Below are 25381 nucleotides of genomic sequence, written 5' to 3'. Positions count from 1 at the left end.
GTGCGGACCGAAATCACCGACCTCGACCACCTGCGGGCAGCGCCCGACCTGCGCAAAGCCGTCATCGTCGGGCTGGACCTGACGCGTGAGGACGTGCGCGTGCCGATGGACGGCGCGCTGCTGCTCGGCTGCACGCTCAGCGAGACGATGCAGCGCCGGGCGGAGGCGGCGGGCGCGTTGATCTTCCCGGTGATCCCGGACGTGCCCTACGACGTGTACCGCTCGCACCTCTACACGCCCGGTGAGCTGTTCGCGGGCTTCGACCCGGCTGACCCGAGGACCTACGCCGACACCCCGGACGCGGTGATCTACCGGCACAGCAAGCAGCAGGGCCACCACCCTGACCCGCTGCACGCGCTGGCCGAGCGCCTGCACGACCACTCGATCACCGAGGCGCTCGACGAGGTGCTGACCGGCCGGCCGGTCGCCGTGATGGGCGGTCACGCGCTGGCCCGCGGCTCGGACGGCTACCGCAACGCCGTCGAGCTCGGCGCCGCACTGGGGCGCGCGGGCCTGACCGTGCTGACCGGTGGTGGTCCGGGCGCCATGGAGGCCGTGCCGCTGGGCGTGCGCTGCGGCTCGGCGGACGCCGACGTGCTCGCGCAGCTGGCGGAGGCGCCGTCGTTCGGCGGTGACGACGAGTCGATCGGCCGGTGGCTGGCGGCGTTCCCGGAGGTGCCGTCGTTCGAGGTGCCGCGCACGATCGGCATCCCGACCTGGTTCTACGGCCACGAGCCGCCCAACCCGGCCTGCGAGCTGCACGCCAAGTACTTCGCGAACTCGGTGCGCGAGGAGGGCCTGCTGACCGTCGCGACCGGCGGCATCGTCTACACGCCGGGCAAGGCGGGCACGGTCCAGGAGGTCTTCCAGGACTTCACGCAGAACTACTACGGCAGCGTCGGCCCGGCCGCGCCCATGATCTTCCTGGGCACGGCCTTCTGGACCGACGAGGTCCCGGCCGCACCGCTCGTGCAGAAGCTCGCGGCCGGCCGGGACGCCGAGCGGTGGATCCTCGTGACCGACGACGTCGACGAGGCCGTCGCGCTACTGCTCAAGTACGCGGGCGAGCTCGGGTAGCACCTCGGCACCCGCCAGCGTCAGCAGCACGTCGCCGGGGATGAGGATCTTGGAACCGCGGATGCCGCTGCCCACCACCAGCTCGGGGGCGGCGGCGACCTCGGGCGACACCAGGACCGGCCAGTCCGCGGGCACCCCGATGGGCGTGATCCCGCCGTACTCCATGCCCGTCAACGCCACTGCCTCGTCCATCGGCGCGAACGACGCCTTGCGCGCGTCGAGCCGCCTGCGGATGACGCCGTTGACGTCCGCACGCATGGTCGCCAGCACCATGCAGGCCGCATAACGGACCTCACCGCCGCGCTTGCCCGCGACGACCACGCAGTTCGCGCTGGCCTCCAGCGGTGAGCCGTAATGGGCGCAGAACTCGGCGGTGTCGGCGAGCGAGGGGTCGATCTCCGCGACGGCGACGCGGTCGGCGCCGTCCAGCTCCTTCAGCGCCTTCGCGACCGGTTCCGCGACCAGGTCGAGGCGCGACAGCACAGGTACGGGTTCCAACGAACCACCGATGGTCCACACACCTCTCATCCTCCCCCACTCCCCCTCCACTTTCCGGCACGCGGGGGCCCCACGTTCCCCTCGGGGGCACGCGGGGACCCCACGTTCCCTCCAAGGGCACGCGGGGACCCTACGTTCCCTCCAAGGGCACGCGGGGACCCCGCGTGCCCTCCTGGAGTACGAAAGCGCCCCGCGTGCACTTGAAAAGTCGCGTTGACATTGACGTTGCGTCAACCTTTAGCGTCATTGGAGAGCGCGAAGGAGAGAAGAGATGGCCTGGTCGATCGCCCAGGTGGCCCGGATGTCGAAGGTGACGTCCAGGACGCTGCGGCACTACGACTCGATCGGGCTGCTGCCGCCAGCCTGGATCGGCGACAACGGTTACCGCTACTACGAGAAGGAGCAGGTGCACCGCCTGCAGCAGATCCTGCTGCTGCGCGACCTGGGCCTGGGCCTCGACGTGGTTGCGGAGGTGCTGAACGGCACTGACCAGCTGACCGTCCTGCGCAACCACCACCGGTGGCTGCGTGACGAGCAGCGGCGGCTGGACCGGCTGGCGGGCACCGTCGCGCGCACGATCGCCGAACTGGAAGGAGGGGACGAGGTGAAGATGGAAGAGCTGTTCGACGGCTTCGACGCGAAGAAGCAGGAACGGCACGAGGCAGAGCTCGTCGAGCGCTACGGCGAGGGTGCGAAGGAGCACATCGCCGAGAGCAAGCGGAAGATGAAGGGCTGGAACCGGGCCGACGCGGACCGGTTCATGGCCGAGTGGCAGGACATCGCGACACAGCTCGGTGCCCTGTACGTCGCCGGCGCGGCGGTCGACACTCCGCAGACGCAGGAGCTGGTCGACCGCCACTACCGCTGGATCTGCCTGAGCTGGACGCCCAACCGGGAGTCCTACAAGGGCCTCGGCGACCTCTACGTCGACTCGGACGAGTTCCGGGCCAACTTCGACGTCGAGGGTGCCGGCAACATGGCCGAGTGGACGCGTGACGCCATGGCGCACTACGCCGAGACGCGTCTGAGCTGACGCAGGGCCGGGAGCTGCAGATCCCGGCTACTCGGCCAGCCCGAACGCCTTGAGCGCCTCGCGGTTGAAAGCGGGCAGGTCGTCCGGGTTGCGCGACGTCACGAGCGTCCACCCGTTCATGTCGCAGACGCGGACCTCCTGGTCGGCCCAGTCACCGCCCGCGTTGCGGATGTCGGTCTGCAGGCTCGGGAACGAGGTCAGCATCTTGCCGCGGACGACGTCCGCCTCGACCAGCAGCCACGGCCCGTGGCAGATCGCCGCGACCGGCTTGCCCTGCGCGACCAGCTCCTTGACCAGCCGCACGGCGTCGCCGTCCATCCGCAGGAAGTCCGAGTTGGCCACCCCGCCGGGGATGACCGCGCCGTCGTAGTCGTCGGCCTTGGCGTCGGCGAGCTTGGTGTCGACCGGGAACGCGTCCGCCGGCGTGAGGTGGTTGAACCCGCGCACCTCGCCGAGCTCAGGCGCGAGCAGCCGCGGCGTGCCACCGGCCTTCTCGACGTGCGTCCACGGGTCGGTGAGCTCGACCTGCTCGATGCCCTCCGAGGCGACCAGGAATGCGATCTTCTTCTCAGCCATGTCGTTCGGTTACCCGCCGAAGAACTCGACCAACCTGTGGCGTACCTCGGCGCGGTGGGTGATCATCGGCGCGGGCGAGTCGACCAGCCACAGCTCGCCGTTCGGGAACGCACCGGCGGTCGCCTTGGCGACGTCCTCGGGGTGCAGCGGGTCGTTCGTGGCGGCGATGACCAGCACCGGGACCTCGACGTGGGCGAGCAGTCCGGCGTCGGCGACGGCGACCTGGCCGGGCAGCTGTTCGGCCGCGGCTTCGAGCCTGGTGAGCGCCCGCCGGCGGTCCTCGACGTAGGCGGACGGGCCGGCGGTGAGGTCGGAGAGCTGCTGGAGCGTGACCGCAGGGCGCGGCTGGTCGAGCACCGCGGGCAGCAGCAACGCCACCCGCCGGAACCGCCGCGGCTGCCGCGACAGCAGCCTGACCAGGGCCGCGGCCCCCAGCGAGACGCCGACCGCGTGGTCGGCCTCGACTGTGGCGAGGTCGTCGGCGATGCGCCCGTAGTCCCAGTAGCCGGGCGGCGCGTCGGGAGCCGACCCGTGGGAGGGCAGCGTCACGACCACGCGGGTGCCGGGCAGCCCGGAGGCGGGGATGCGCGCCTCACCGGGCGTGGCCCCCAGCCCGTGCGCCACCAGGGTGACGGGCGAGCCGGAGCCGTAGGAGTTCGTGATCACCAGCGCGGGCCGCGCTGCACCTCGATGAGTCTGGGGCGCACGTCCACCATGTACACGAGCACCGCGACGAGACCGGCGAGCCAGAAGATCGACCCGAAGGTGCCCGGCGAGAACAGCAGCATCGCCGCGGCTCCACCACCGGTGATGCCCAACCACGCCGGCTTCGTCATGCGCTCGGCCGCGGTGTAGGCGTCGACGCGCTGGCTCAGCGCGTGGAAGAACGCGAACAGCCCGAGGATGGTGAACCCCAGGTCGGCGAGGAAGTACACGATGCCGTCGAGGTTCCAGATGCTGAAGATCGGCACGGGGAACACAGGACCAGCCTACGTGCCCGTGCGCGTCAGCGGGAACGGAGCGTCGGGCAGGGCCCGATCCGGCCCGCGGGACGCACTTGCGCCGGACGCACCGGAGGGGGAGCACGCCGTGGCGCACTCCCCCTCCGGAGGAACCTCAACGAGTCTTCAACGACTCACTTGGCGGTGTCGTCCGTCGTCGTGGTCGGCTTCTTGACCGCGGCGGTGGTGCCGGTGCTGCGGGTCGTGGTCGCCGGCTTGCGCGGCGCGGTGCGGTTCGCGGCCTTGCGGGTGGTGCTGCGGACCTCGGACGCGGCCTCGCCACCGACCTCGACGATCTCCTCGGCCAGCTTCTCGGCGGTGTCCTCGACCTGGACGGCGACCTTCTCGCCGACCGAGCGGGTGCGGCGGGTCACCTTGCCGAGGACGTCGTCGGCGAGCACGCGGGCGTCGGCGGCGGCGGTCCCCGCGCGCTTCTGGGCGGCCCCGACGGCCTGCTCGACCTGCTCGACGGCCTGCTTGACCTGCGGCTGGGCCTTGATCTGCTCGAGGGTCTGCTCGCCCTGCTCCGCGAGGTAGCTGTAGAGGTTCACCGCGGAGGCGGTGTAGGCGTCGACCAGCTTCTTCAGCTCGGCGGGCTGCAGCTTCTCGCGCAGGTCCTTGAGCTCGGTGGGCAGGTCGGTGGCCTTCGCGGAGGCCTCCTCCGCGCGCTCCCTGGCCTTGCCCAGCGCCTCGACCACGGCCTTGGCGGCGAGGTCACCGGCGCCGAGGGCGGCGAGGAGGGCCTGGCGGGCGGCGTGCGCGCCCTGCTCGGCGGCGGTGCGGATGTCGTCCTGGGTGAGCTTCGGCATGGAGATCACTCCTCCTTGGTCTTGGCGGCGTTCTCCCGCCGGAAAGATTCGTAGACGTCGAGCAGCACCTGCTTCTGCCGCTCGGTCAGATCGGTCGCGGCGACGACGGCGTCCGCCAACGCACCGCCTTCGCGCTGCTGGAGGATCCCGGCCTCGACGTAGAGCACCTCGGCCGAGATGCGCAGCCCCTTGGCGATCTGCTGCAGGATCTCCGCACTGGGCTTGCGCAGTCCCCGCTCGATCTGGCTCAGGTACGGGTTGGAGACGCCGGCCTGCTTTGCCAACTCCCGCAACGAGATCTTCGCGGTGTTGCGCTGCTCGCGGATGAAGTCCCCGATGTTGCGGCCGAGGTCCGCGACGGCTTTGTCGATGGACTTGTCCATTGGTTCCCGCTCCCGTTCCTCGTGCACCGACCACGTTAGCGAGGGGTGCTAGCAGTTGCAAGCACTCTGCTAGCAATCGCTGCGTGTGCTGCGCCACAGGGCTACCGTGGAGAGGTCATGGACGACGCCGGAGCCCTGCGCGCCGAGCTGGCCGACCACCTGCTCGGCACCGGTGTGCTGCGCGATCCCCGGTGGCTCAAGGCTTTCCGCGAGGTGCCGCGCCACGAGTTCCTGCCGCGCTTCTACCGCCAGCGGCACGACGGCGACTGGGAACCGGTCACCGCGGAGCACCCCGGCTGGCTGCAGCTCGTCTACACCGACCGGGTCTGGGTTACCCAGTTCGACGGTGACGACACGATGACCGGTGGCACACCGACGTGCTCGTCGAGCATGCCGGCCATCATGGCGATCATGCTGGAGGCGCTGGAGGTCCACACCGGACAGTCGGTGCTGGAGGTGGGCACCGGCACCGGGTACAACGCCGCACTCCTGTGCCACGCCCTGGGCGCCGACCGCGTGACGACCGTCGACGTCGACCCGCAGCTTTCCGCACGGGCCCGCGAACGCCTGCACCGCAACGGTTTCACCCCCACCTGCGTCATCGGTGACGGCGCGCGGGGTCATCCGGCGGGAGCGCCGTACGACCGGGTGCTCGCGACGTGTTCCGTGACGACGATCCCGCCCGCGTGGCTGGAGCAGACCCGGCCCGGCGGCCTCGTCATCACCACCCTGCACCGCCCCATCGGCGCCGGGCTCGTCCGGATCGTCTCCCGCGGCGACGGCACCGGCGAGGGCCGGGTCCTGGTGGAGGACGGCCGCTTCATGCCGTTGCGCGCGCACGCCCGCAAGCCCGCGCTCGCCGGCACGGGCGCGTTCGACCGCAGGACCACCACGCTGCCGATGGCCACGGTGGTCGACCCGGCCGGCCCGTTCGAGTTCTTCGCCGGCGTCGCGCTGCCCGACGTCGTCGCGGGACAGGACTGGCTGGGCCACCCGGACGGCTCCTGGGTGCACCACCACGGCTCGCACGTCGACCAGGGCGGTCCGCGACGGCTGTGGGACCTGGCGGAACAGGCGCTGGCGCTGTGGGAGGACCTGGGCAAACCCCGGCGGCAGCACTTCGGTGTCACCATCGGTCATGACGGCCAGTTCCTCACCTTCGACGGGCGGAGGTGGCGACTGTGATCAACAGCGAACGGCACGACACGGCTCACTGAACCGACCCCGGGCGGATGCGGTGCGTCATGATGCGCGCATGTCCAGATTCCGCCAGCAGGCGCTGCTGGCCGGCTGCGTGCTGACCGCACTGCTCACGGCTGCCGGTCTGTTCGTCACCGACCACGGCATCAACCCGCACGTGTGGCTGGGCGCGCTCGCCGTGGTGTTCCTCGGCTTCCTCGCGCTGCTCGACCCGTGGGTGCGGCGCAGGCACAACGCCGAACTGAGCACCGAAGAGCACCTGGACGCCGCCTGCCGCGCCCTGGCCACCGCTCTGCAGGCGCAGTGGAACGAGGAGGTGCGTTCCCGCGGCCTCACCGACCCGGACGTCCTCGACCTGCACTGGACCGCACCCGAACTGGACCTGGGTGACGGACGGAACGCACCCCCCGGCCACAGCGACGCGGTGGTCGGCGCGTTCGAACGGCAGCCCCACCGCCGGATGGTCGTCCTCGGCGAGGCGGGCACCGGGAAGACGACGGTTGCGATGCTGCTGACGTGCGGCCTGCTCGACCGCTACGACGGCGGCATGGTGCCGGTGCTGCTGCCGTTGTCGACGTGGAACCCGGCGGTCGAGGACATCCGCACGTGGCTGACCCGCCGCCTCTACGAGGACCACCCGGCCCTGAGCAACACCGAGCTCTACGGCAGCTACGCCGGTGACCTGCTGATCGAGCAGCACCGCGTCCTGCCGGTGCTGGACGGCCTCGACGACGTCCCCGCACACCAGCGCGCCGACGCACTGGCGCGGATCGCGAAGGCGTTCCCCGCCACGCGCCCGCTCGTCCTCACGTGCCGCACCGCCGAGTACGCCCAGGCCGTGCACCTCGCGGGCCCGCTGCACGGCGCCGACGTCGTCGAACTGGCCCCGCTCGACCTCGACGAGGTCGCCTCCTACCTGCGGGCGAGCGCCGACAGCGTGGGAGCGGCCCGCTGGGAACCGGTGTTCATCCACCTGCGCGAGGAACCGGACGGCCGCCTCGCCGACGCCCTGTCCACACCGCTGACGATGTGGCTGGCCAGCATGGTCTACGCCGACTTCGAGGCGGAACCGACCGAGCTCCTCGACCGCGGCCGCTTCCCGGACGCCCGCGCCGTCTGCGACCACCTCTGCGACGAGCTGGTCTCCCGCGCCTTCGGCAACCGCGCCGCCGCCCACCACGCCAGGGCCAGCCAGGTCTGGCCCCGCGACAGGGCGCGCAGGTGGCTGGAGTTCCTCGCGCACGAGATGCGCGACCGCGGCATCCGCGAACTGGCCTGGTGGGAGCTGCGCCGCTCGGTCGGCCGCACCTGGCTCGCCCTGCTCGGCGCACTGGCACTGGGCGCGATCGGCGGCTTCGGTGTCGCCTGGCTGATGGCCTACTCGATCACCCCGAAACTCGCCCCGCTCAGCGGCCTGGTCGCCGGCGTCCTGGTCGGCGGCGCCGCACTGACCGCCTCGCAGGAACGCAAACCCAAGCCACGCCTGGGAATCTCGCGCTCCCTGCTCCTCGTCCCCGGTGTACTCGGCCTCGCGGCGGGCCTCGTCTTCGGCGCGCTGTACGGGTTGTCCGCCGGTCTGGTGGTCGGCCTGGGCCTCGCGGTGGCCGTGGCACTGCGGTTCGCGTTGTCCAGCACAGCCGAGCTGTCCCAGGCCTCCAGTCCACAGTGGACCATGGCGCGCGACCGGATCGCCGTGTGGACCGGGTCGCTGGTGCTGGCCGTGGTGTTCGGTTCGGCGGCGGCACTGGTGTTCGGGCCGAACCAGACCGGCATGGTCGGGCTGGGGCTGGCTTCCGGGCTGATGCTGGGGTTCGCGCTGGCCGTGCTGCACCTGCGGTGGTGGTGGTTCACCGTGGCGCGGATCTGGTTGGCGCTGCGGGGCAAGCTGCCGTGGGAGCTGATGGTGTTCTTCGAGGACGCGCGCAAGCTCGGGGTGCTGTGTCGGGCCGGGGCCTGCTACCAGTTCCGGCACGGGCTGGTGCAGGACCGGCTGGCGGAGCACGGTGCGGCGGCCGGGGGTGGGGTCGGGAAGGCGCGGTTGCGGCGGAAGGACCGGGTGTAGGGCTGTCGAGCGCGGACGGCGCGAGGCGGTGCGCGAGCCGAACCGCGTGGGCAGCGCAGGCGGAGCGGCGCAAGCCACGCCACGCCACGCGGGCTGAACGGCGCGGGATGAGCGGAGGCACCGGAAGGCGCGGGCGTCTTGTGCGGTACGCGGGCGGGAGCCTGGGCCGTCAGAGGTGGCGCATCCAGAGGTTCGTCTCCTCGTAGACGCCGCGATCCCCCTCGAACACCACGACGTCGTGGCCGCCGGGTACGACGTACCGGCCGGACCGGGGGAAGTGCAGGCCGGTCCACCTCTGCCACTCCGCGGCGGTGCCCGTCACGACCATGGAGCGTTCGGCTGGGCCGAGGACGGTGGCGCCGAGGCGTTGGTGGGTGCGGATCCACGGGTCCAGGTGCAGGCCGTCGGGGCGGGTCCAGGTCGCGAAGTCGGCCATCGGGGTGAGCGGGTAGTTCGCCTTCAGGGTGGGGCGGACCGGTACGACGACGCGGGACAGGCCGTTCGCGAGGGCGCGGGTGCGGAGGGCGGTCAGGACCGCGGCGGCCAGGCCCCGGCCGGCGTGGGTGGCTCGGACGGTGGCGGCGAGGACGCACAGGGTGTCCGGGGTGGTGCCGGACTCGTGGTCGCGCACCGATTGGACGATGGCGCCGTCGTAGCCGCCGTCGGGGAGGGTGGACGGGGTGCCGTCCCAGCACAGGGCGACGGCCACGGCGTGGGCCAGGACCTCCGAGCCGTCGAGTGCGAGCACGTCGTACTGCGGGAAGTACTGCTGGACGGTCTTGCGGTACCGGTTGGAGATCGGGTCCTTCAGGATGAACAGGGGCCACTCGCCGACCAGCGCCGCCGTGGAGAGGTGCGGGTGGTCGGAGGTGGTGGCGATCTGCACGGGCCTGATCGTAGGCACGTGCAGATCGGCACCTCACTCCGTGCGCAGGCCGAGGGCGCCGGTCGCCTTGCGCAGGGACGGCAGCGTCAGGGCGGTGACCAGCAGGACCAGGGCCATCGCGGCGGCGGTGACCAGGGCGATGCCCTGCCAGTCGAAGGCGACCTCGGCTCTCGACACCCTCACCGACAGCACGCCGAGGCCGATGCCGGTGGCCACCGACACCACCGTCGACAGCACCAGGGGCAGCCCGTTCTGCCACAGCAGGGAACGGGCCAGGGTGGCGCGCGGGACGCCGGACGCGGCCAGCACGGCCAGCGGACGGCGGCGTTCCCTGACCTGTTCGAGGCCCACCACCAGCATCGATGCACCGGCCAGCAGCAGGGTGACGGCCATGCCGCCGTACAGGCCCTGGCGCACCAGCCCGAACACCCGCTCCACCTCCGACATCCTGGACTGGCCGCCGGAGAACGACCGCACGCGCCACGAGTACGGGGCCACGGCGTTGCGGGCGTGTTCGGCGGCGTCCGGCGTCGCCAGGTCGAGCTGGGCGATGTACTCGACGCCGCGGGTGCCGAGGGTGAGGCCCCGGGCGGCGGCCGGGGTGAGGTAGAAGCCGCCGGTGGTGGCGCCGGAGACCTCCTCGACCACGGCCGGAGGCAGCCACCGCTGCTCGCGGTCCCTGCCGACGGCGAGCGGCACGCCCGGCGTGACGGTGAAACCGCCGGTGGCCTCCCGCGCCAGGTACGCCTTGCCGTCGGCGCACCCGGTCACCGGGAGCTGCGTCCGCAGCGCGGCGCAGGTGCCCACGACGATCGACACGGACGACCGCTCGCCGGTGCTGCCGGACGTCCAGCGCAGCTCGTGCACGGCACGCACCCCGGCGCTGCGCGCCAGCGCGTCGCGCAGGCCCGGTGTGGCGGTGGTGTCGGTGACCCGCATGGCCAGCACGTCCTGTGGGGACCGCGTCAGCTCCCTGTCCACCACCTCGTTCTCGACGGCGGCGAGGACCATCTGCAACGTCACGGTGCCCGCGAGCACCACCGCGACGCCGCCCACGACCCGCGCGGCCGTGCCGCTGTCGAGCTGGAGCCTGCGCACGGCCAGCTGCAATGCCGGGGTGCCGCCGCGCAGGCGGAAGACGACCCGCTCGACCAGCCACGGCAGCAGCACCGGGATGCCGAACATCAGCAGCACCACGCCGAGCACGACGGGCAGCTCCTCCGGCTGCTGGTCGCCGGTGACCCGGCCGGCCTGGCTGGCCAGCAGCGCCGCACCGGCGACCGTGGGCAGCAGCCGCCACCACAGCCTGCGCCGCACCGGGCGCTGCTCGCGCACCACGCCCAGCGGCTCGATGATGGTCCGCCGCATCGAGAACAACGACGTGGCCACCGCCAGCACCGGCACCCCGACGAGCACCGCGACCGTCAGCGCCGGCGCCGGGGTCAGGTCCTCCGGGAACACCACCAGCTGCTCCAGGACGACGTCGTCCGAGAACGGCCGCAGCGCGTAGAACAGCCCGAACCCCGCGGCGAGCCCGACCACCGCGCTGGCCAGCGCCTCACCGGACGCGATCAGCCGCACCCGTCTCGCACCGGCGCCGACCAGCCGCAACGCCGCCAGCCTGCGGTCGCGCTGGGCCGCGGCCAGCCGCGCGGCCACGCTGACGAACACCAGCACCGGGAACAGCAGGACGATCACGCCCACCATGCTGAGCAGCCACAGGATCGGCGCGAGCCCTCCGCCGCCGTAGTGCGCGCCCCAGCGGTACGTCTCGTTGCTCCCGGTCGACACGATCGAGGCGTCCCCGGCCAGGAACACCAGGTCGAGCGGACCGGTGAGCCCCTCCCTGCCGATGGTCCCGACCACCCGCTGCGGCAACCGCGGCCGCAGCAGCGCGCCCTCCTCGCTCGCCAGCAGCTCGGCGAGCGCGGGTGACACGACGACCTCCCCGTCACCGGGCAGCCGGTCGACACCGGGCGGCACGGGGGCGTCCGGCGAGAGCACCTTCACGTACCGGCCGCGCACCAGCTCCGCCCGGTACTCCAGGTGCACGACGCTCACCAGCAACGGCGCCGGCCCGGTGCCCTCCGACACCGGTTCGCTCGCGTCCCCGCGCTTGTCGCGCACGTCGATGGCCCCCGGCAGCGAGGCCGCGAGGACCAGCACGGCCACGCCCAGGCCGATGCCGAGTCCCTGCAGGACGAGCCGCGCCCACGACTTCCGGCTGCCCCCGACCGCCAGCCGGACCCCGAGGGCGAGGTCGCCGATCACCCGCTTCACCCGGCCGGCTCCACGTCCCGGGACCGCCCGTCGCGCACCACGACCTCGCGGTCGGAGTAGGCGGCGACCCGCGGCTCGTGCGTGACCAGCACGACGGCCGCGCCCGTCTCCCGCGCCGCGGTGGTGAGCAGGTGCATCACCCGCTCGCCGTTGAGCGAGTCGAGCGCCCCGGTCGGCTCGTCGGCGAAGATCACCTTCGGGCCGGTGACCAGCGCGCGGGCCACGGCGACGCGCTGGCCCTGGCCACCGGAGGTCTCACCGGGCCGCTGGTCGGCCACGCCGTCGACCTCCAGCCTGGTCAGCCACTCGTGCGCGGCGCGCTCGGCTGGTTTGCGCCGCATCCCGCTCAGCCGCAACGGCAGCGCCACGTTCTCCAGGCAAGTCAGCTCCGGCACCAGCTGGCCGAACTGGAACACGAACCCGAACTCGGTGCGCCGCAGCTCGCTGCGCTCGTGGTCGGACATCCGGGTCAGGTCGCGGTCGCGGTAGGTGATCGTGCCGCTGTCCGGCGGCAGGATGCCCGCGACGCAGTGCAGCAGGGTCGACTTGCCGGACCCGGACGGCCCCATGACCGCCACGACCTCGCCCTCGCGGACCGTGAGCCCGGCGCCGGCCAGCGCGTGCGTCTTCCCGAACGACCTGTGCAGCTCCTCGGCCCTCAGCAGCGTCATCGCGCCACCTGCTCCGCGAGCTGGTCGACGCGGGCGGCCGTCAGCTCCAGCCAGCGCAGGTCCGCCTCCAGGTGGAACAGCGCGAAGTCGCAGATCAGCTGGTCGGCCAGGTCGCCGCCGGTCTTGCGCCGGGTCAGCTCGCGCATGGTCCGCAGGTGCGCGGAGCGCTGGACGTCCAGCACCTCCACCGCGCTGCGGCCGGACAGCAGCGCCAGCACGACCTTCGCGTAGAGGGTGTTCTGCAGGTAGGGCTCCGGCTTCTCCGGCGTGCCCAGCCAGCGCTCCACGTCGGTGACCCCGGCGTCGGTGATGGCGTACCGCTTGCGCTCCGGACCGTCGCCCGCCTCCACTCCGGCCTCGGTCACCAGGCCGTTCTTCAGCAGCCGCGACAGCGTCGAGTAGACCTGCCCGTAGTGCAACGGCCGGTCCTGCCCGAAGCGCTCGTCGTAGGTGCGCTTGAGGTCATACCCGTGCCTTGGACCACCCTCTAGCAGGCCCAACAGTGCGTGACCGATCGACATGCGGACGACTGTACACCCCGTGTATACACCGGGTGCATTCCCCGGATGTCCTGACGGGCAACCGCCGTGGCGCCTACAGTGGTGGGGTGACTGGTCTGACTGTCGGCTGGGATCACGACGTCGAGCTGCTGCTCGACTTCCTGAACACTCGACACGTACTGGACAGTGAAGCCTCCTGGCGCGCGTGGGTGACCGAACGCGGCCTCGGGCGGAGCGGGGAGATCGCACAGGCGCGCGCCGCGCGGGCGGCACTGCGCTCGTCCATCGAGGGGTCGTCAGGGCCGCGCACGGCGGCCGGCGTGGTGCACGTCGAGCTGACCGGCGGCGTCCCGATGCTCGCGAGCAGCGACGCGGTGGGCGCGGTGCTCGCGGCGTCGGCCCGCCTCGCGGTGCTCGGGTCGTGGGAGCGGTTCAAGATCTGCCCCGCAGACGACTGCCTGCGCGCGTTCTTCGACAGATCCCGCAACCGCTCCCGCACCTGGTGCTCCATGCGGGTGTGCGGCAATCGCGAGAAGGCCAGGACGTTCCGAAAACGCTCGCGCGCCTCTCAGAACAGCACGTTGGCCACGGTGTAGATCACCAGGCCGGCCAGCGCGCCGACCACGGTGCCGTTGATCCGGATGAACTGCAGGTCCCTGCCGACCTGCAGCTCGATCTTGCGCGAGGTCTCCTCCGCGTCCCACCGCTCGACGGTGTCGGTGATGAGCGTGGTGATCTCGGCCCGGTAGTTGCTCACGACGTACCCGGCGGCCTGCTCCAGCCAGCCGTCGACCTTGGCGCGCAGCTCGAGGTCGTCGGTCAGGTTGGTGCCGAGCGTGATCAGCCCCTGCATCACCCTCCTGCGCAGCTCGCTGGACGGGTCCTCGGCGGCGTCGAGCAGCATCTTCTTCGCCGTGCCCCACGCGCTGCTGATCAGCTTCTGCACGTCGGGGTGGTTGATGACCTGCTGCTTGACCTGCTCGGCGCGCTGCAGGGTGGCCGGGTCGTTCTGCATGTCCGCGGAGAACTCGATCAGGAACTGGTCCACTGCGAGCCGCATCGGGTGGTTGACGTCGGTCTTCACCGCCCACGCGAAGTTGACCAGCTCGGTGTGGACCTTGTCGCCGAGCATCGAGTCGACGAACCTGGGCGACCACGCCGGCGCGCGGTCGGTGACGATGAGGCTGACCTTGTCGTAGTTGTCGCGCACCCACTCGTAGGCCCGGTCGCACATCAGGTCGACGAGCTTGTGGTGGGCGCCGTCGGTGAGCACCTGCTCCAGGAGCTTGCCCAGCGGCGGGCCCCACGGCTTGGCGGTGACGCGCTTGACGATCGCCTGCTCGACGACGGCCTGCACGTCCTCGTCCTTGAGCACGGTGATCGCGCCCTTGAGGACGTTCGCGAGCTCGTTGGTGACGCGTTCGGCGTTCTCCGGCTGCTTGAGCCACGCACCGGCGCGCTCGGCGATGCCCGCGCGGCGCAGCTTGTCCTGGACGATCTCCTTGCTCAGGAAGTTGACGCCGACGAAGTCGCCGAGCGTCTTGCCGAACATGTTCTTGCGGGTCGGGATGATCGCGGTGTGCGGGATCGGCAGGCCGAGCGGGCGCCGGAACAGGGCCGTGACGGCGAACCAGTCGGCGAGCGCGCCCACCATGCCGGCCTCCGCGGCGGCCCGGACGTACCCGACCCAGGCGCCCTCGAAGGCGTGGGTCCCGAAGAAGACGACCGTCGCACCCACGAGGAAGCTGGTGGCGACGACCTTCATCTTGCGCAGGTCTGTGCGCTTCTGCTGGTCAGCGGCGGTCAGTTGCTCCACGGCACCATTGTCCGTGAAGATCCTGCGTTGTGCGGGTACCAGCGCTAGTCCCCAGGTTGCAGCCGTTCACCTCGACGATCTTCGCGGAGATGACCGGGCTGGCCGTGCAGCACGACGCCGTGAACCTCGGTCAGGGCTTCCCCGACACCGACGGTCCGGCGTCGATGCTCGCGGCGGCCCAGTCGGCCATCGCGTCGGGCGTCAACCAGTACCCGCCGGGTCCCGGCATGCCGGTGCTGCGCGCCGCCATCGCCGCGCACCGGTCGCGCTACGGCACCTCCTACGACCCGGACACCGAGGTCCTGGTCACGGTCGGCGCCACAGAGGCGATCGCGGCCTCGCTGCTGGCGCTGGTCGAGCCGGGTGACGAGGTGGTGCTGGTCGAGCCCTACTACGACTCGTACGCGGCGTCGGTGGCGCTCGCGGGAGCGACCAGGGTGACCGTGGGGCTGCGCGAGGACTCGTCCGGCCGGTTGGCGCTGGACGTCGACGCGCTGCGGGCCGCGGTCACGCCGCGCACGCGCGCGATCCTGGTGAACTCGCCGCACAACCCGACCGGCACCGTGTTCACCGTCGACGAGATGCGCGCCATCGCCGCGTTGTGCGTCGAGCACGACCTGCTGGCGATCACCGACGAGGTGTACGAGCACCTGGTCTTCGACGGCCGGCAGCACGTCCCGCTGGCCTCGCTGCCGGGGATGGCCCAGCGGACCCTGTCGATCTCGGGCGCGGGCAAGACGTTCAACTGCACCGGCTGGAAGATCGGCTGGGTGTGCGGTCCGGCCGAACTGGTCGCGGCGGTGCGCGCGGCGAAGCAGTTCATGACGTTCGTGGGCGGGGCGCCGTTCCAGCCCGCCGTCGCCCAGGCGCTGACCACCGAGCTGGACTGGGTCACGGCGCTGCGCGACTCGCTGGCGGCGAAGCGGGCCCGGCTGGCGGAGGGGCTGCGCGCGGCGGGCTTCGAGGTGCGGTCGTCGGAGGGCACGTACTTCATCTGCGCCGACGTCCGCCCGCTCGGCTACACCGACGGCCTGGCGCTGTGCCGCGAGCTGCCCGCGCGGATCGGGGTCGCCGCGGTGCCCGTGCAGGTCTTCACGGACCGGCCGGCCGAGTGGCAGCACCTGATCCGGTTCGCGTTCTGCAAGCAGGACGCGGTGATCGACGAGGCCGTGGAGCGACTCCACAAGCTGTAGTTGTCCACAGGTGTGGATGAGTTTCTCCACACCTGTGGACAAACCACTTTCGGGTGAGCAGCGGAGCCGTGCCGACGGCGTTCCACTCCAAATGGCATGAACTCCAACACCGAGGTCGTCCAGTCCGCACGAGCCGGGACCACGGGCTGGGACGCGCTCGTCGAGCGCTACTCGCGACTGGTCTGGTCGGTGCCCAGATCGTTCCGCCTGAGCCACGCCGACGCGGCCGACGTCTACCAGTGCACGTGGCTCTGCCTGGCAGAACACCTCACCCGGCTGCGAGATCCCGAGGCCTTGGCCGGGTGGCTGCTCCGTACCGCCACCAGGCAGAGCATCGCCGTGCTGCGCAGCCGCGGCCGTGAGGTCCCGGTCGACCGCTGGGAGCCGGAGTCGGCCCTGCCGACACCCGAGGACGTCGTGCTGGGCGACGACCGCGCCCACCGGCTGTGGACGGCGCTGGTCACGTTGAACGAACGCTGCCAGCGGCTGCTGAGGATCGCCGCCCATAGCCCCGAGCTGAGTTATGCACAGGTTGCCGACGCCCTGGGGATGAAGCTGGGGAGCGTCGGCCCGACGCGGACCCGGTGCCTCACCGCGCTGCGCCGGAAGCTGGCGGTGGCGCGGTGAGGGACCCGTTGCTCGACGAGATCGCCGCGCTGTTCGGTGCCGACGTGCCCCCGGCCGTCGGTGCGCCGGTCCCGACCGGCCTGGCCCCCATGGCGGTCGTCGACGAGCCGGTCCGCGGCCCGTCGCGGCAGCTCGTGTTCCACGTCGGCACCGGCCGGATGTACCTGCAGCTCGACGGCCCGCGCCTGACCGGCGTCCTGGACGGCGTGACCGGCACCGTCGAGGTGCGTTCACCGGAGGCCGTGCGGGCGGTCGCGCCGGACGCCGAGGGCTGGTTCCGCGCCGAGGTCGTGCCGGGGCCGGTGTGCGTCTGCGTGCCTGAGCTGGGCCTGACCACGGACTGGTTCGTCGCGTGAGCGCCAGCGCCGACCCGCGGGCCACCATCGCCGGCACGGTGGTCCGCGGCTCCAAGGCCGAACGCGCCCAGGCCCTGCACGACCTGAGCGTCGCCCACGTCGAGCTCGGGCACCTCGACGAGGCGGCCGCTTTGGCACAGCGCGGCCTGCGGCTCACCGGCGAACCGCGGTTCCGGCTGACGCTCGCGTGGATCGACCTGGACCGGGGCCGTCGCACCCGCAGCCTGCGGCACCTCGACCTCGCCACGCCGCAGCTGCGCGGCAACGAGCTCGCGCGGGCGCGCTGCCTGCGCGGGCTGCACCTGTGCCGGTCGGCCGACCCTCGTCCGGCAATGGCCGAGCTGACCGCCGTGATCAGGGAGCTGCGCCGGTACGACGACCAGCGGTGGCTCGCGAACGCGTTGATCGGCAGGGGCATCGCGCGGTGCTACGCCCTGCGGCTGGCCGGCGCGGACGCGGACTTCACGGCGGCCGCGGCGGCGCTGCGGAGGATCGGCGAGAGCGGCCGGATCGCGATGTGCCTGCACAACAGGGGTTTCGTCGCGATGCTGGCCGGTGACCTGCCGTCGGCGCTGCGGCGGTACGAGGAGGCGGCACGGGCCGGTCTCGACTCCACGAGCCGGCCGGAGGCGCTGGTCGATCGGGCGGAGGCGTTGCTCGCGGCCGGGCTGGACGAGGAGGCGCACCGGGTGGTGGAGCCCGCGCTCGCCTTGCTGGAGCGGTGCGGACGGCGGTCACCGGAGGCGGTGCTGCTCGGCGCGCGGTGCGCGTTGCGACGCGGGGACACCGCCACGGCGCTGCGGCTCTACCGGACGGCCGGACGACCGGACGGCGAGCTGATGCTGGCCGCGGGCGAGGTCGACGCGGTCGCGGCCCAGCGGTTCCGCGGACCGGCCAGGACCAGGGCGCTGGGGTGGCTCGCGCAGGCCAGGCGGTCGGACCGGCGGGGTGCGCTGGCGGCGTGCCGGGCCGGGCTGCGCGTCCTCGACGAGGACGGCGCCGGGCTCGCCAACGAGTGGGTGCGGCGGGAGCTGACCGGACGCGCGCTCGACCTCGCCCGGACGCCGCGCGAGGTGCTGCGGTGGGGCGAACGGCACCGCCGCAGCTACCCGTCGCCGTTGCCGCCGGGCGATCCGGCGCTCGCGAGCGCACTCGCCGGGCTGCGGCGGGCACGGGCGCTCGGCGGTCCGGTCGAGGCGCTGGAACGGGACATCCGCCGGCTGACCGTCGCCACGGCCCGGCGCTCCCCCTCCGGCGACGAGGTGCCCGGCCACCTGCCGGTGGTCAGCTTCGTCGTCCACAGGGGACAGGTGCTGGCCGTGACGCCGGAGAGCGTCCGCGTCGTGGCCGAGCCGGCCGCGCTCGTCCAGGCGGCCAAGCTGGCGTTGCGCGCGGGCCGCACGATCGACAACGACCTGTTGCCGCAGGTGGAGGAGGTCGTGGTGGTCCCGGACGGCGTGTTGCGCGACATGCCGTGGGCCGCGCTCCGGCCGAAGGTGCACGTGCTGCCGGCGTTGGACCGCTGGTGCCCACCGCAACCCGGTGGCCGCAGGGTGTGGGTCGCCGGACCGGACCTCGGCCACGAGGAGGTGACCGCGCTGCACCGGGAACACGGCGGCACGGTCCTCGGATCCACTGTGGAGGAGACGCTGCGGGGCCTCGAAGGCGCCGGCATCGCCCACATCGCGGCGCACGGCGTCGTCAACGCGGACAACCCGCTGTTCTCGTACCTGGAGCTCGACGACGGCCCGCTCTACGGCTACGACCTGGCCCGCGTCGAGCACCCGCCGCAGGTCGTCGTGCTCTCGGCCTGCGAGTCGGGCCTCGCGCGGGCGTTCCTCGACGCCGGCACGAGGGCGGTGCTGGCGAGCGTCCTGCCCGTCCCGGACCGGCAGGTCGGCGCGGCCATGGCGGCGGTCCACCGGCGGCTCGACCACCCCGCGGCGGCCGCGCGCGCCGTCGCCCACCTGGGCTTCAGCTGCTACGGCACCGGCACGAGCGTCGCGGCGTGCAGCGCGGCGGCGAACGAGGTGCCGGTGCACAGCGACTGCGCGGAGCCGACGCTGGCGGGCACGTCGGTCCCGTTGGTCACCACGTCGACCCACGGGCCGTGACCGGAGAACGGGTCGGAGGTGCCCACGGCGGTCACGGCGGGCAGGGCGGCGGGCCACCACGGGCGGGCGGACCCGCCGTTGCCCGCGGCCGCGACGACGTTGCCGCCGCACGCGGCCAGGACCGGCGGGCAGGCGTCGTCGAACGTGTAGGTGCCGGACGACACCAGGACCACCGGCACCGAGCGGGTGGCGCGCAGTGCGGCGGCGAGGGCGAGGTCGGAGCCGAAGCCGGACGGCGTGAGGACGGGGAACGGGCGGACGGTCGCACCGTGGTGTCGCAGCACACCGGCGACCAACGCGCCGTGCGGGGCATCGAGAGGGGTGTCCAGCAACGCGACGGACCCCTCCCCTCGCAACGACGGCAGGTGGCCGCCGATGACCGGGCGGGAGGTGCCGATCATGATCGGGCAGGCGAGGTGGACGTGGTGCGGTGCGGCACCGACGTCGCGAGCGATGGGGACGACGCGCAGTGCGTGCGCCGCCTTCAGGTGCATCCGGACGGCCCCCGGAACGGCCTCCTCGTGCGAGCAGACACCCCGCAAACGCTTGCGCACAGTGGGTGCGTCCTCCGGGAGCACGATGACTTCCCCCGAACGGACCAAGCACTCGTTCGGACCGCCTGGATCGTGCACGTGCACCGGACCGAGGGCCTCCGACGCGTGACCGGCCAGCTCAGAGAGGCTCTTGACCTGTTTCGGTGCGTCCACAGCGGACACCATCCCGCGCTGCGGCGAGGTCCACAGGGGACCGGAGCGCGATGTCACTCGATCCGATGACCACACAGACGGTGTTCGCGCCCGATCGGGGCGAACACGGACAGCCGCACGTGACCGCCCTTCCGTGTGGTTTGCGGCGAGTTGGTTCGCAAAACCACCCACCGGTGCTAGACATAGCTCAACGTCGACCTCCGACGGCGCTGCGGCGTTGGCGGTGGCCCGAACGGTGGACGGTGGTGATCCTGTGGCCGGTGGTGGAGCTGTCGCACTGCTGCTGCGGGCCGCTGCCCTCGGTGGGTTCACGGCCGCGGCCTGGCTGATGGGCGGCTCGCCCGCCTCGGCCGACGCGAACCCCGTGGAGGCACCGCCCGCCGTCGAGATCACGACCGAAGCTCCCGCACCGCTCGACCCGGCCGCACCGGTCACGGCACCGCAGCCGGTCCAGGAGCAGAGCCCCGAGACCGCCGCGCCCACCGCACCGCTGGCCGAGCAGGCGACCGAGACCCCGGTAGCGACCCCGGCCGGCGAACCGCAGCCGGTCGACCGACCGCAGGCCCTCGACGAACCGCAGGCCGCGGACGAACCGCAGGCGCTCGACGCCTCGCAGCTGTTCACCGCCCCGAGCCTGAGCGACGACCCCGCGGGCTGGGTCACCGCGTTCACCACGTCCTTCATCGAGCAGCACCAGCCGGTCGACGACGTCCCGGTACCGGGGTTCGTCCCGCCGAACCGGCCGGAGGACCCCGCCGGGGACGACGACCACGACGACGGCCCGGTGCTCGACTTCACCGGCGGCACGCACTCCAACTCCCGGTCCGGCACCGTCTCGAACAAGGCGCCGCCCGAGGTGATCAGGGCGAAGGCCCAGGTCCGCGCCGCGCGGCTGGCCGCCAGGGCCGCCGCCGAGCTGCCCGCTCCTCCGCCGCCGGCGGCCGCGCCCGTCGCGGTCGCGGTCGCGAAGTACGTGCCGCAGCCGCTGCGGACGTTCAGCCAGCCCACGCCACAGGCCGAGCCCGCGCCGCAGCAGGCCGACCTCACCTGGACCGAGCCCGGCAGGGACGCGCCCGCTCCGGCGCCCCAGCCCGCCCCGGTCACCACGACGGCGTCCGCGTCGTCGAGCCACACCGACAACTCCGGCGGCACGCGCGGCGTGCTGGCCGTGCTCACGTCGCGCAACGAGCTGTTCCCGCCGACCACGTGGTCGGTCGAGGAACGCCGCGACGGTCGGTCCCCCGGCAGCCTTCCCGGCCTGCCGAGCACGTCACCCGACTGAGTCCGACAGGACAGGTCTGCCCTCTGCGCGATTTGTGACCGTCTCGTGCCGTCGCGCCAGTAACTCCTCCTCGTATTTCCCGTTGTACGCAAGGAACCCCCAGTCTTCCTGACCTGCCAACCGCGCCCTGGCAGGTCGGGTCTGGTCCGAGTGCCGCGCTGCCCCCGCAGCCTCGGACCGCACGGGGAAACCTGCGGACGGGGGACGCCAATCCCTGGGACGTCCCCCGCCGCAGGCCACTCCGTTGGCAAGTTCGTCGGCCCGGTCTCCACCGCTGTGGGAGACCGGGCCGACGTGTCTCACGCGACCGGCACCGAGACGTCGGCATCCGACGGAAATCCAGTGCCCGCAACGGATGCAGCTACCACACCCAAACGGCCGATCGCCTCGCGCAGCACTTCGGGCGACTGCGTGTACGGCACTCGGAGCATCTGCTCGCAGCCGCCGTGGACCGCCCAACGCGGGCCGGGCACGAGCCGCAGGCCGTGGTTCTGCGCCACCACGGCGATCCGGGTGCTCACCGGCGCGTCGAGCGTGCACCACAACCCGAGCCCACCGGCCGGGACCCGAAAGCTCCACTGTGGACAGTGCAGCCGCAGCGCCTCCGCCGCGACGTCCCGCTGAGCGGCGAACTCCAGGCGCCGTTGCCGCAACACGGGGTCCGCGTCCGTCAGCAGTTCGGTGAGCACCAGCTGCTCGAACACCGGGGTGCCGAGGTCGATCGCCGCGCGCGTGGACATCAGCCGGTGCACGATCTCCGCCGACGCCCGGATCCACCCGACGCGCAGTCCACCCCAGTGCGACTTGCTCGCCGATCCGAGCGTCACCACCAGATCGCCGCCGAACGCCGCCATCGGCGGTGGCATCCGGTCATCGGTCAGCGACAGCTCGACCAGCGTCTCGTCCACCACCACCGGCGTGTGCGCCTTCCTCAACGCGGCGGCGAGCGCTTCACGGCCGGCCGCGGGCAGCAGGGCGCCGGTCGGGTTCTGGAAGTCCGGGATGAGGTAGGCCAGCCGGGGACCTGCCTGCCGCAGCGCCGCCTCGTAGGCGTCGACCTCCCAGCCGTCGCCGGTCATCGGCACGGGCACCGGGATCGCCGACGCGGCCCGCACCGCCTCCAGCGCGTTGGGGTAGGTCGGCTGCTCCACGAGCACCCGGTCACCCGGCCCGGCGAACAGCCGCAGCGCCAGCGCCCACGCGTGCTGCGCGCCCGAGGTGACCACGATCTGGTCCGGTGACGTCGGCAGCCCCCGTGCCGCGTACCGGTCGGCGATCGCCTGCCGCAGCACGGGCAGGCCGCGCTCGTGGTACCCGTGCGACACCAGGTGCTCGGGCATCCGCGCCAGCGCCGCCGCCATCGCCTGGCGCAGGCCGGGGTGGGCGGGCGGCGCGCACCGGGTCAGGTCGATCAACGCGTCGTCGCCGCCGACGATGCCACCGCCGCCTCCGACCGGGCCGTCGATCCACGATCCGGCGCCGCGCCGGGATGCGACCAGCCCCTCACCGCGCAGCTGGTCGAGCGCGGCCGTGATCGTCGTGCGGCTCACCGGGAGTGCGTCGGTGAGCTCGCGCTCCGACGGCAGCCGGGTGCCGACCGGCAGCCGGCCGTCCGCCACGAGCAGCCGGATCGCGGTGGCGAGGTCGGCCGACCCCTGCCGGGCACCCTGCTTGCGCCACGACCCGAGCAGCCGGGCCAGCCGAGCACCCGATATACGTCCACCTGGTGGGAGCATGAGGCCAATTTCCCAGAATTGGCTATGGATTACCAGGCCAATCGCGCCTCAGTATGACCACATGGCCTCCACGACCGCACTCCACCAGGTCTCCGTCCGGATCTCCCCCGCCCGTCGCCTTCCGCAGCTCCTCGCCGGGCTGTGGCTCTACGGCGCGAGCATGGCGCTGCAGATCCGCGCGACGCTCGGCCTGAACCCGTGGGACGTGCTGCACGAGGGCCTCACCGAACGCACCGGCCTGAGCTTCGGCCTGATCACCGCGATCACCGGCGTGCTGGTCCTGCTGGCGTGGATCCCGCTGCGGCAGAAGCCCGGCGTCGGCACGATCGCGAACGTCGTCGTCATCGCACTGGCGGTCGACGCGACCCTCGCGATCCTGCCCGCACCGCAGGGGCTCGTGCCCAGGATCGTGTTCCTGGCGCTGGGCATCGTGCTGAACGCGGTCGCGTTCGCCGCCTACGTCGGTTCCCGGCTCGGACCGGGCCCGCGCGACGGCCTCGTCACCGGGTTCTGCCGCCGCACGGGCCTCTCGCTGCGCCTCACGCGCAGCGTCCTCGAACTGCTGGTGCTCGGCACGGGCTGGCTGCTCGGCGGCACCGTCGGCATCGGCACGGTCCTGTACGCGCTGGGGATCGGCCCGCTCTCGCAGCTGTTCCTGCCGCACCTCACCTGGCGCGAGCGCTCGCAGCCCGCTTCCTGATCTCGGCGTACCCGACCCCGCGTTCGGCCAGCACCTCGGCCACGATCCCCTTGCCTTGCAACAGAGCCAGCACGAGGTGCTCGTTGCCGAGGTGGTTGTGGCCGAGGTCGCGGGCCTCGCGCAGGCTCTTCTCCAGCGCCTTCTTGAACTCCGGCTCCAGCGGCATCCCGAACCAGCGCCGCCGCGGCCCCGGCCGCAGCACGCCCGTGCCGAGCGACTGCTCGACCGAGTCGATCACCTGGTCGACGTCGATCCCCAAGCCGCGCAACGCATCCGCGTCCGCCTTGGTCAGCCCGCCCTTGCGCCGGTAGTCGCGGAACTCCGCCTCCAGCTCCTCGCGCGGCAGGTCGAACCCGGCCAGCACCGGCGTGTCCAGCAACGCCAGCAGCAGGTGCTCCACGCCGACCTCGCCCGCGTGCACCCGTTCCGCGTCCGCGACCGCCTTCTGCACGGCCTCGCGCGCTTCCTTCGTGAACCGCTCCGCGATCATCATCGTCCCCCGTGCTTCTTGTGCACCGCCTGGCGGGACACCCCGAGCTCCGCCGCGATGTCCTGCCACGACCAGCCCTGCGCCCGCGCACTGCGGACCTGGGCCGCTTCCAGGTGTTCGAGCAGTCGCCGCAACGCGCTGACGGCCCGCAACCCGATCTTCGGGTCGCGATCACCGGCCGCTGTGGCGAGATCCGTCGCTTCCGTCATGCCGTCAACGTACGTTGACAACGGGGTTTCGTCAACCGGGGTTGACACGTACGGTGGAGCGGTGATGATCGAGACTGCCGAACAGGGCGCTCCCGGACGCGTCACCGAGGACCGGATCCGCGTGCTGCCCAACGCCGTCGTGGTCCTCGACGGGGTCACCTCGCGCACCCGGCCGCCCGACCGCGACGGCGGCTGGTACGCCACCCGGCTCGCCGACGAGCTGGCCAGGACGGTGGACGCCGGCACGCCGTTGACCGAGCTCCTCGCGCAGGCGATCACGTCCCTCGTGGCGGAGCACGACCTCGTTCCCGGCGACTCCCCGGCCGCCACCGCGGCGATCGTGCGGTGGGACGACGAGACGATCGACGCCCTCGTCTTGTGCGACACCCCGGTCGTCGCGTTCGGACGGACCACGGACGTGGTCGAGGACACCCGGCTGGCCGACCTCCGGCCGGACCCGGACATCCTGCGGTGGACGAACAGGCCCGGCGGCTACTGGGTCGCGGAGGCCGATCCCGAGGCGGGCCGCCAGGCGCTGACCGCGAGCTGGCCGCGAGAGATGATCAAGAAAGTGGTCGTCGCCACGGACGGTGTCTCGTGTGGAGTGTCCGAGTACGGGCTGTTCTCGTGGGACGAGCTCGCGGAGCTCCCGCTCGGTGCGGCGCTCGACCGGATCAGGGAAGCCGAGCGCAGTGATCCGGAACACATCCGGTGGCCGCGCTGCAAAACGCACGACGATCAAGCCGTCGTCCGGATCACCGCATGAACGAAAGAAGCCCCGCGAGACTCGCGGGGCTTCTTTCGAAGAGGGATGGCCAGGGGCGGGGTCGAACCGCCGACCTACCGCTTTTCAGGCGGTCGCTCGTACCAACTGAGCTACCTGGCCATGAGAGAAAAAGCGACCCAGACGGGACTCGAACCCGCGACCTTCGCCGTGACAGGGCGACGCGCTAACCAACTGCGCCACTGGGCCTTGCTCTTGCTGTCGTGCAGATCGTACCTTACTGCATCATCTTGCTTTACTGCGTGCCCCCAACGGGATTCGAACCCGCGCGACCGCCTTGAAAGGGCGGGATCCTAGGCCGCTAGATGATGGGGACTAGCTGGTCTCTGGAAGCATCGTAAGCATATGACATAGGTCCGCGCACCTCCAAAACGGGGGTCCCACTTATGCC

Annotated in this window: 26 protein-coding genes and 3 tRNA genes; 12 read left to right on the top strand and 17 right to left on the bottom strand. The window is 72.3% G+C overall.

Annotated elements, in window-relative coordinates:
• Entirely contained in the window at positions 1 to 1077 is a 1077-nt protein-coding gene (locus AB0A63_RS28735; protein ID WP_360396872.1) for a hypothetical protein, read from the top strand.
• On the opposite strand, the gene AB0A63_RS28730 is transcribed toward AB0A63_RS28735, so the two are convergent.
• Positions 1045 to 1605: a YbaK/EbsC family protein gene (locus AB0A63_RS28730; RefSeq protein WP_360396871.1), complete on the bottom strand. Its 561-nt coding sequence runs from the start codon at positions 1603 to 1605 to the stop codon at positions 1045 to 1047. The two genes, AB0A63_RS28735 and AB0A63_RS28730, sit on opposite strands and share 33 nt — an antisense overlap.
• A 241-nt stretch (positions 1606 to 1846) precedes the next feature.
• Between AB0A63_RS28730 and AB0A63_RS28725 the strand changes: the two genes are divergently transcribed.
• A complete protein-coding gene (locus AB0A63_RS28725) occupies positions 1847 to 2608 on the top strand; it encodes a MerR family transcriptional regulator (protein WP_360396870.1) in 762 nt (253 codons plus the stop codon).
• Between the two features lie 27 nt (positions 2609 to 2635).
• Here the strand turns inward: AB0A63_RS28725 and AB0A63_RS28720 are convergent, their stop codons facing one another.
• The 5 genes from AB0A63_RS28720 to AB0A63_RS28700 all read right to left on the bottom strand — a co-directional run bounded on the left by AB0A63_RS28720 (position 2636) and on the right by AB0A63_RS28700 (position 5377).
• The gene (locus AB0A63_RS28720) at positions 2636 to 3184 is read right to left on the bottom strand and encodes a type 1 glutamine amidotransferase domain-containing protein (RefSeq protein ID WP_360396869.1); all 549 of its coding nucleotides are present in this window, start codon (positions 3182 to 3184) and stop codon (positions 2636 to 2638) included.
• Positions 3185 to 3193: 9 nt separating this feature from the next.
• Positions 3194 to 3850 (bottom strand): alpha/beta hydrolase, encoded by a 657-nt coding sequence (locus tag AB0A63_RS28715; protein WP_360396868.1) that lies wholly within the window; start codon positions 3848 to 3850, stop codon positions 3194 to 3196.
• A complete protein-coding gene (locus AB0A63_RS28710; protein ID WP_360396893.1) occupies positions 3847 to 4140 on the bottom strand; it encodes a DUF2516 family protein in 294 nt (97 codons plus the stop codon). The genes AB0A63_RS28715 and AB0A63_RS28710 overlap by 4 nt, the downstream gene beginning before the upstream one ends.
• 179 nt (positions 4141 to 4319) lie before the next feature.
• Positions 4320 to 4994, bottom strand: a complete 675-nt coding sequence (locus AB0A63_RS28705) for a hypothetical protein (protein ID WP_360396867.1) — start codon at positions 4992 to 4994, stop codon at positions 4320 to 4322.
• Between the two features lie 5 nt (positions 4995 to 4999).
• Entirely contained in the window at positions 5000 to 5377 is a 378-nt protein-coding gene (locus tag AB0A63_RS28700; protein ID WP_360396866.1) for a helix-turn-helix transcriptional regulator, read from the bottom strand.
• A gap of 117 nt (positions 5378 to 5494) precedes the next feature.
• On the opposite strand from AB0A63_RS28700, the gene tgmC reads away from it, so the two are divergent.
• Positions 5495 to 6562 carry an ATP-grasp peptide maturase system methyltransferase gene (gene tgmC / locus AB0A63_RS28695; RefSeq protein WP_360396865.1) on the top strand — a complete coding sequence of 356 codons (1068 nt, stop codon included), beginning with the start codon at positions 5495 to 5497 and terminating at the stop codon, positions 6560 to 6562.
• 70 nt (positions 6563 to 6632) lie between these two features.
• Positions 6633 to 8639 (top strand): NACHT domain-containing protein, encoded by a 2007-nt coding sequence (locus AB0A63_RS28690; RefSeq protein ID WP_360396864.1) that lies wholly within the window; start codon positions 6633 to 6635, stop codon positions 8637 to 8639.
• Positions 8640 to 8808: 169 nt separating this feature from the next.
• Here the strand turns inward: AB0A63_RS28690 and AB0A63_RS28685 are convergent, their stop codons facing one another.
• Genes AB0A63_RS28685 through AB0A63_RS28670 form a run of 4 tightly spaced genes read right to left on the bottom strand, consistent with a single transcriptional unit; the run spans position 8809 to position 12997 of the window.
• Positions 8809 to 9525: a Long-chain-fatty-acid--CoA ligase gene (locus tag AB0A63_RS28685; protein WP_360396863.1), complete on the bottom strand. Its 717-nt coding sequence runs from the start codon at positions 9523 to 9525 to the stop codon at positions 8809 to 8811.
• Positions 9526 to 9558: 33 nt separating this feature from the next.
• Positions 9559 to 11805, bottom strand: a complete 2247-nt coding sequence (locus AB0A63_RS28680) for an ABC transporter permease (protein ID WP_360396862.1) — start codon at positions 11803 to 11805, stop codon at positions 9559 to 9561.
• Complete coding sequence (locus AB0A63_RS28675) at positions 11802 to 12476, bottom strand: ABC transporter ATP-binding protein (RefSeq protein ID WP_360396861.1); 675 nt, start codon at positions 12474 to 12476, stop codon at positions 11802 to 11804. The genes AB0A63_RS28680 and AB0A63_RS28675 overlap by 4 nt, the downstream gene beginning before the upstream one ends.
• Positions 12473 to 12997 carry a PadR family transcriptional regulator gene (locus tag AB0A63_RS28670; RefSeq protein WP_360396860.1) on the bottom strand — a complete coding sequence of 175 codons (525 nt, stop codon included), beginning with the start codon at positions 12995 to 12997 and terminating at the stop codon, positions 12473 to 12475. Before AB0A63_RS28670 ends, AB0A63_RS28675 begins: the two co-directional genes overlap by 4 nt.
• A gap of 86 nt (positions 12998 to 13083) precedes the next feature.
• Between AB0A63_RS28670 and AB0A63_RS28665 the strand changes: the two genes are divergently transcribed.
• Positions 13084 to 13572: a CGNR zinc finger domain-containing protein gene (locus AB0A63_RS28665; protein WP_360396859.1), complete on the top strand. Its 489-nt coding sequence runs from the start codon at positions 13084 to 13086 to the stop codon at positions 13570 to 13572.
• Here AB0A63_RS28665 and AB0A63_RS28660 read toward each other — a convergent pair.
• Positions 13545 to 14741 (bottom strand): DUF445 family protein, encoded by a 1197-nt coding sequence (locus AB0A63_RS28660; protein ID WP_360396892.1) that lies wholly within the window; start codon positions 14739 to 14741, stop codon positions 13545 to 13547. The two genes, AB0A63_RS28665 and AB0A63_RS28660, sit on opposite strands and share 28 nt — an antisense overlap.
• 80 nt (positions 14742 to 14821) lie before the next feature.
• Between AB0A63_RS28660 and AB0A63_RS28655 the strand changes: the two genes are divergently transcribed.
• The 5 genes from AB0A63_RS28655 (at position 14822) to AB0A63_RS28635 (ending at position 21071) form a co-directional block, all read left to right on the top strand.
• Positions 14822 to 15985: a pyridoxal phosphate-dependent aminotransferase gene (locus AB0A63_RS28655; protein WP_360396858.1), complete on the top strand. Its 1164-nt coding sequence runs from the start codon at positions 14822 to 14824 to the stop codon at positions 15983 to 15985.
• 96 nt (positions 15986 to 16081) lie between these two features.
• Positions 16082 to 16612: a sigma-70 family RNA polymerase sigma factor gene (locus AB0A63_RS28650; protein ID WP_360396857.1), complete on the top strand. Its 531-nt coding sequence runs from the start codon at positions 16082 to 16084 to the stop codon at positions 16610 to 16612.
• Positions 16609 to 16968 carry a hypothetical protein gene (locus AB0A63_RS28645; protein WP_360396856.1) on the top strand — a complete coding sequence of 120 codons (360 nt, stop codon included), beginning with the start codon at positions 16609 to 16611 and terminating at the stop codon, positions 16966 to 16968. The genes AB0A63_RS28650 and AB0A63_RS28645 overlap by 4 nt, the downstream gene beginning before the upstream one ends.
• Positions 16965 to 19082 carry a CHAT domain-containing protein gene (locus AB0A63_RS28640; protein WP_360396855.1) on the top strand — a complete coding sequence of 706 codons (2118 nt, stop codon included), beginning with the start codon at positions 16965 to 16967 and terminating at the stop codon, positions 19080 to 19082. Before AB0A63_RS28645 ends, AB0A63_RS28640 begins: the two co-directional genes overlap by 4 nt.
• Positions 19083 to 20042: 960 nt before the next feature.
• On the top strand, positions 20043 to 21071 hold the full coding sequence (locus AB0A63_RS28635) for a hypothetical protein (protein ID WP_360396854.1): 1029 nt from the start codon (positions 20043 to 20045) through the stop codon (positions 21069 to 21071).
• A gap of 299 nt (positions 21072 to 21370) precedes the next feature.
• Here AB0A63_RS28635 and AB0A63_RS28630 read toward each other — a convergent pair whose 3' ends face one another.
• Complete coding sequence (locus AB0A63_RS28630) at positions 21371 to 22807, bottom strand: PLP-dependent aminotransferase family protein (RefSeq protein ID WP_360396853.1); 1437 nt, start codon at positions 22805 to 22807, stop codon at positions 21371 to 21373.
• A 61-nt stretch (positions 22808 to 22868) separates the two neighbouring features.
• On the opposite strand from AB0A63_RS28630, the gene AB0A63_RS28625 reads away from it, so the two are divergent.
• A complete protein-coding gene (locus tag AB0A63_RS28625) occupies positions 22869 to 23507 on the top strand; it encodes a hypothetical protein (RefSeq protein WP_360396852.1) in 639 nt (212 codons plus the stop codon).
• Here AB0A63_RS28625 and AB0A63_RS28620 read toward each other — a convergent pair.
• Positions 23473 to 24000 carry a Clp protease N-terminal domain-containing protein gene (locus tag AB0A63_RS28620; RefSeq protein ID WP_360396851.1) on the bottom strand — a complete coding sequence of 176 codons (528 nt, stop codon included), beginning with the start codon at positions 23998 to 24000 and terminating at the stop codon, positions 23473 to 23475. The genes AB0A63_RS28625 and AB0A63_RS28620 overlap by 35 nt on opposite strands.
• A complete protein-coding gene (locus AB0A63_RS28615) occupies positions 23997 to 24206 on the bottom strand; it encodes a helix-turn-helix domain-containing protein (RefSeq protein ID WP_065915808.1) in 210 nt (69 codons plus the stop codon). Before AB0A63_RS28615 ends, AB0A63_RS28620 begins: the two co-directional genes overlap by 4 nt.
• A gap of 64 nt (positions 24207 to 24270) precedes the next feature.
• On the opposite strand from AB0A63_RS28615, the gene AB0A63_RS28610 reads away from it, so the two are divergent.
• Entirely contained in the window at positions 24271 to 24972 is a 702-nt protein-coding gene (locus tag AB0A63_RS28610; RefSeq protein WP_360396891.1) for a protein phosphatase 2C domain-containing protein, read from the top strand.
• A gap of 46 nt (positions 24973 to 25018) precedes the next feature.
• Here the strand turns inward: AB0A63_RS28610 and AB0A63_RS28605 are convergent.
• From AB0A63_RS28605 to AB0A63_RS28595, 3 genes are all read right to left on the bottom strand, one after another.
• Positions 25019 to 25092: transfer RNA gene (locus tag AB0A63_RS28605), tRNA-Phe, on the bottom strand.
• Between the two features lie 13 nt (positions 25093 to 25105).
• Positions 25106 to 25179, bottom strand: a tRNA-Asp gene (locus tag AB0A63_RS28600).
• A 54-nt stretch (positions 25180 to 25233) separates the two neighbouring features.
• Positions 25234 to 25306 (bottom strand) — tRNA-Glu (locus tag AB0A63_RS28595).
• Between the last annotated feature and the right edge of the window lie 75 nt (positions 25307 to 25381).

The organism is Lentzea sp. NPDC042327 (assembly GCF_040647275.1).
Lineage (GTDB): Bacteria > Actinomycetota > Actinomycetes > Mycobacteriales > Pseudonocardiaceae > Lentzea.
This window is presented reverse-complemented; position numbering and strand designations above follow the sequence as displayed.

What these genes read in the sequence shown, in the direction of transcription:
- AB0A63_RS28730 (WP_360396871.1), bottom strand. Translation starts at nt 1,605, where the DNA reads ATGAGAGGTGTGTGGACCATCGGTGGTTCGTTGGAACCCGTACCTGTG.
- AB0A63_RS28725 (WP_360396870.1), top strand. Translation starts at nt 1,847, where the DNA reads ATGGCCTGGTCGATCGCCCAGGTGGCCCGGATGTCGAAGGTGACGTCC.
- AB0A63_RS28720 (WP_360396869.1), bottom strand. Translation starts at nt 3,184, where the DNA reads ATGGCTGAGAAGAAGATCGCATTCCTGGTCGCCTCGGAGGGCATCGAG.
- AB0A63_RS28705 (WP_360396867.1), bottom strand. Translation starts at nt 4,994, where the DNA reads ATGCCGAAGCTCACCCAGGACGACATCCGCACCGCCGCCGAGCAGGGC.
- AB0A63_RS28700 (WP_360396866.1), bottom strand. Translation starts at nt 5,377, where the DNA reads ATGGACAAGTCCATCGACAAAGCCGTCGCGGACCTCGGCCGCAACATC.
- tgmC (WP_360396865.1), top strand. Translation starts at nt 5,495, where the DNA reads ATGGACGACGCCGGAGCCCTGCGCGCCGAGCTGGCCGACCACCTGCTC.
- AB0A63_RS28690 (WP_360396864.1), top strand. Translation starts at nt 6,633, where the DNA reads ATGTCCAGATTCCGCCAGCAGGCGCTGCTGGCCGGCTGCGTGCTGACC.
- AB0A63_RS28675 (WP_360396861.1), bottom strand. Translation starts at nt 12,476, where the DNA reads ATGACGCTGCTGAGGGCCGAGGAGCTGCACAGGTCGTTCGGGAAGACG.
- AB0A63_RS28670 (WP_360396860.1), bottom strand. Translation starts at nt 12,997, where the DNA reads ATGTCGATCGGTCACGCACTGTTGGGCCTGCTAGAGGGTGGTCCAAGG.
- AB0A63_RS28660 (WP_360396892.1), bottom strand. Translation starts at nt 14,741, where the DNA reads ATGAAGGTCGTCGCCACCAGCTTCCTCGTGGGTGCGACGGTCGTCTTC.
- AB0A63_RS28650 (WP_360396857.1), top strand. Translation starts at nt 16,082, where the DNA reads ATGAACTCCAACACCGAGGTCGTCCAGTCCGCACGAGCCGGGACCACG.
- AB0A63_RS28630 (WP_360396853.1), bottom strand. Translation starts at nt 22,807, where the DNA reads ATGCTCCCACCAGGTGGACGTATATCGGGTGCTCGGCTGGCCCGGCTG.
- AB0A63_RS28625 (WP_360396852.1), top strand. Translation starts at nt 22,869, where the DNA reads ATGGCCTCCACGACCGCACTCCACCAGGTCTCCGTCCGGATCTCCCCC.
- AB0A63_RS28620 (WP_360396851.1), bottom strand. Translation starts at nt 24,000, where the DNA reads ATGATGATCGCGGAGCGGTTCACGAAGGAAGCGCGCGAGGCCGTGCAG.
- AB0A63_RS28615 (WP_065915808.1), bottom strand. Translation starts at nt 24,206, where the DNA reads ATGACGGAAGCGACGGATCTCGCCACAGCGGCCGGTGATCGCGACCCG.
- AB0A63_RS28610 (WP_360396891.1), top strand. Translation starts at nt 24,271, where the DNA reads ATGATCGAGACTGCCGAACAGGGCGCTCCCGGACGCGTCACCGAGGAC.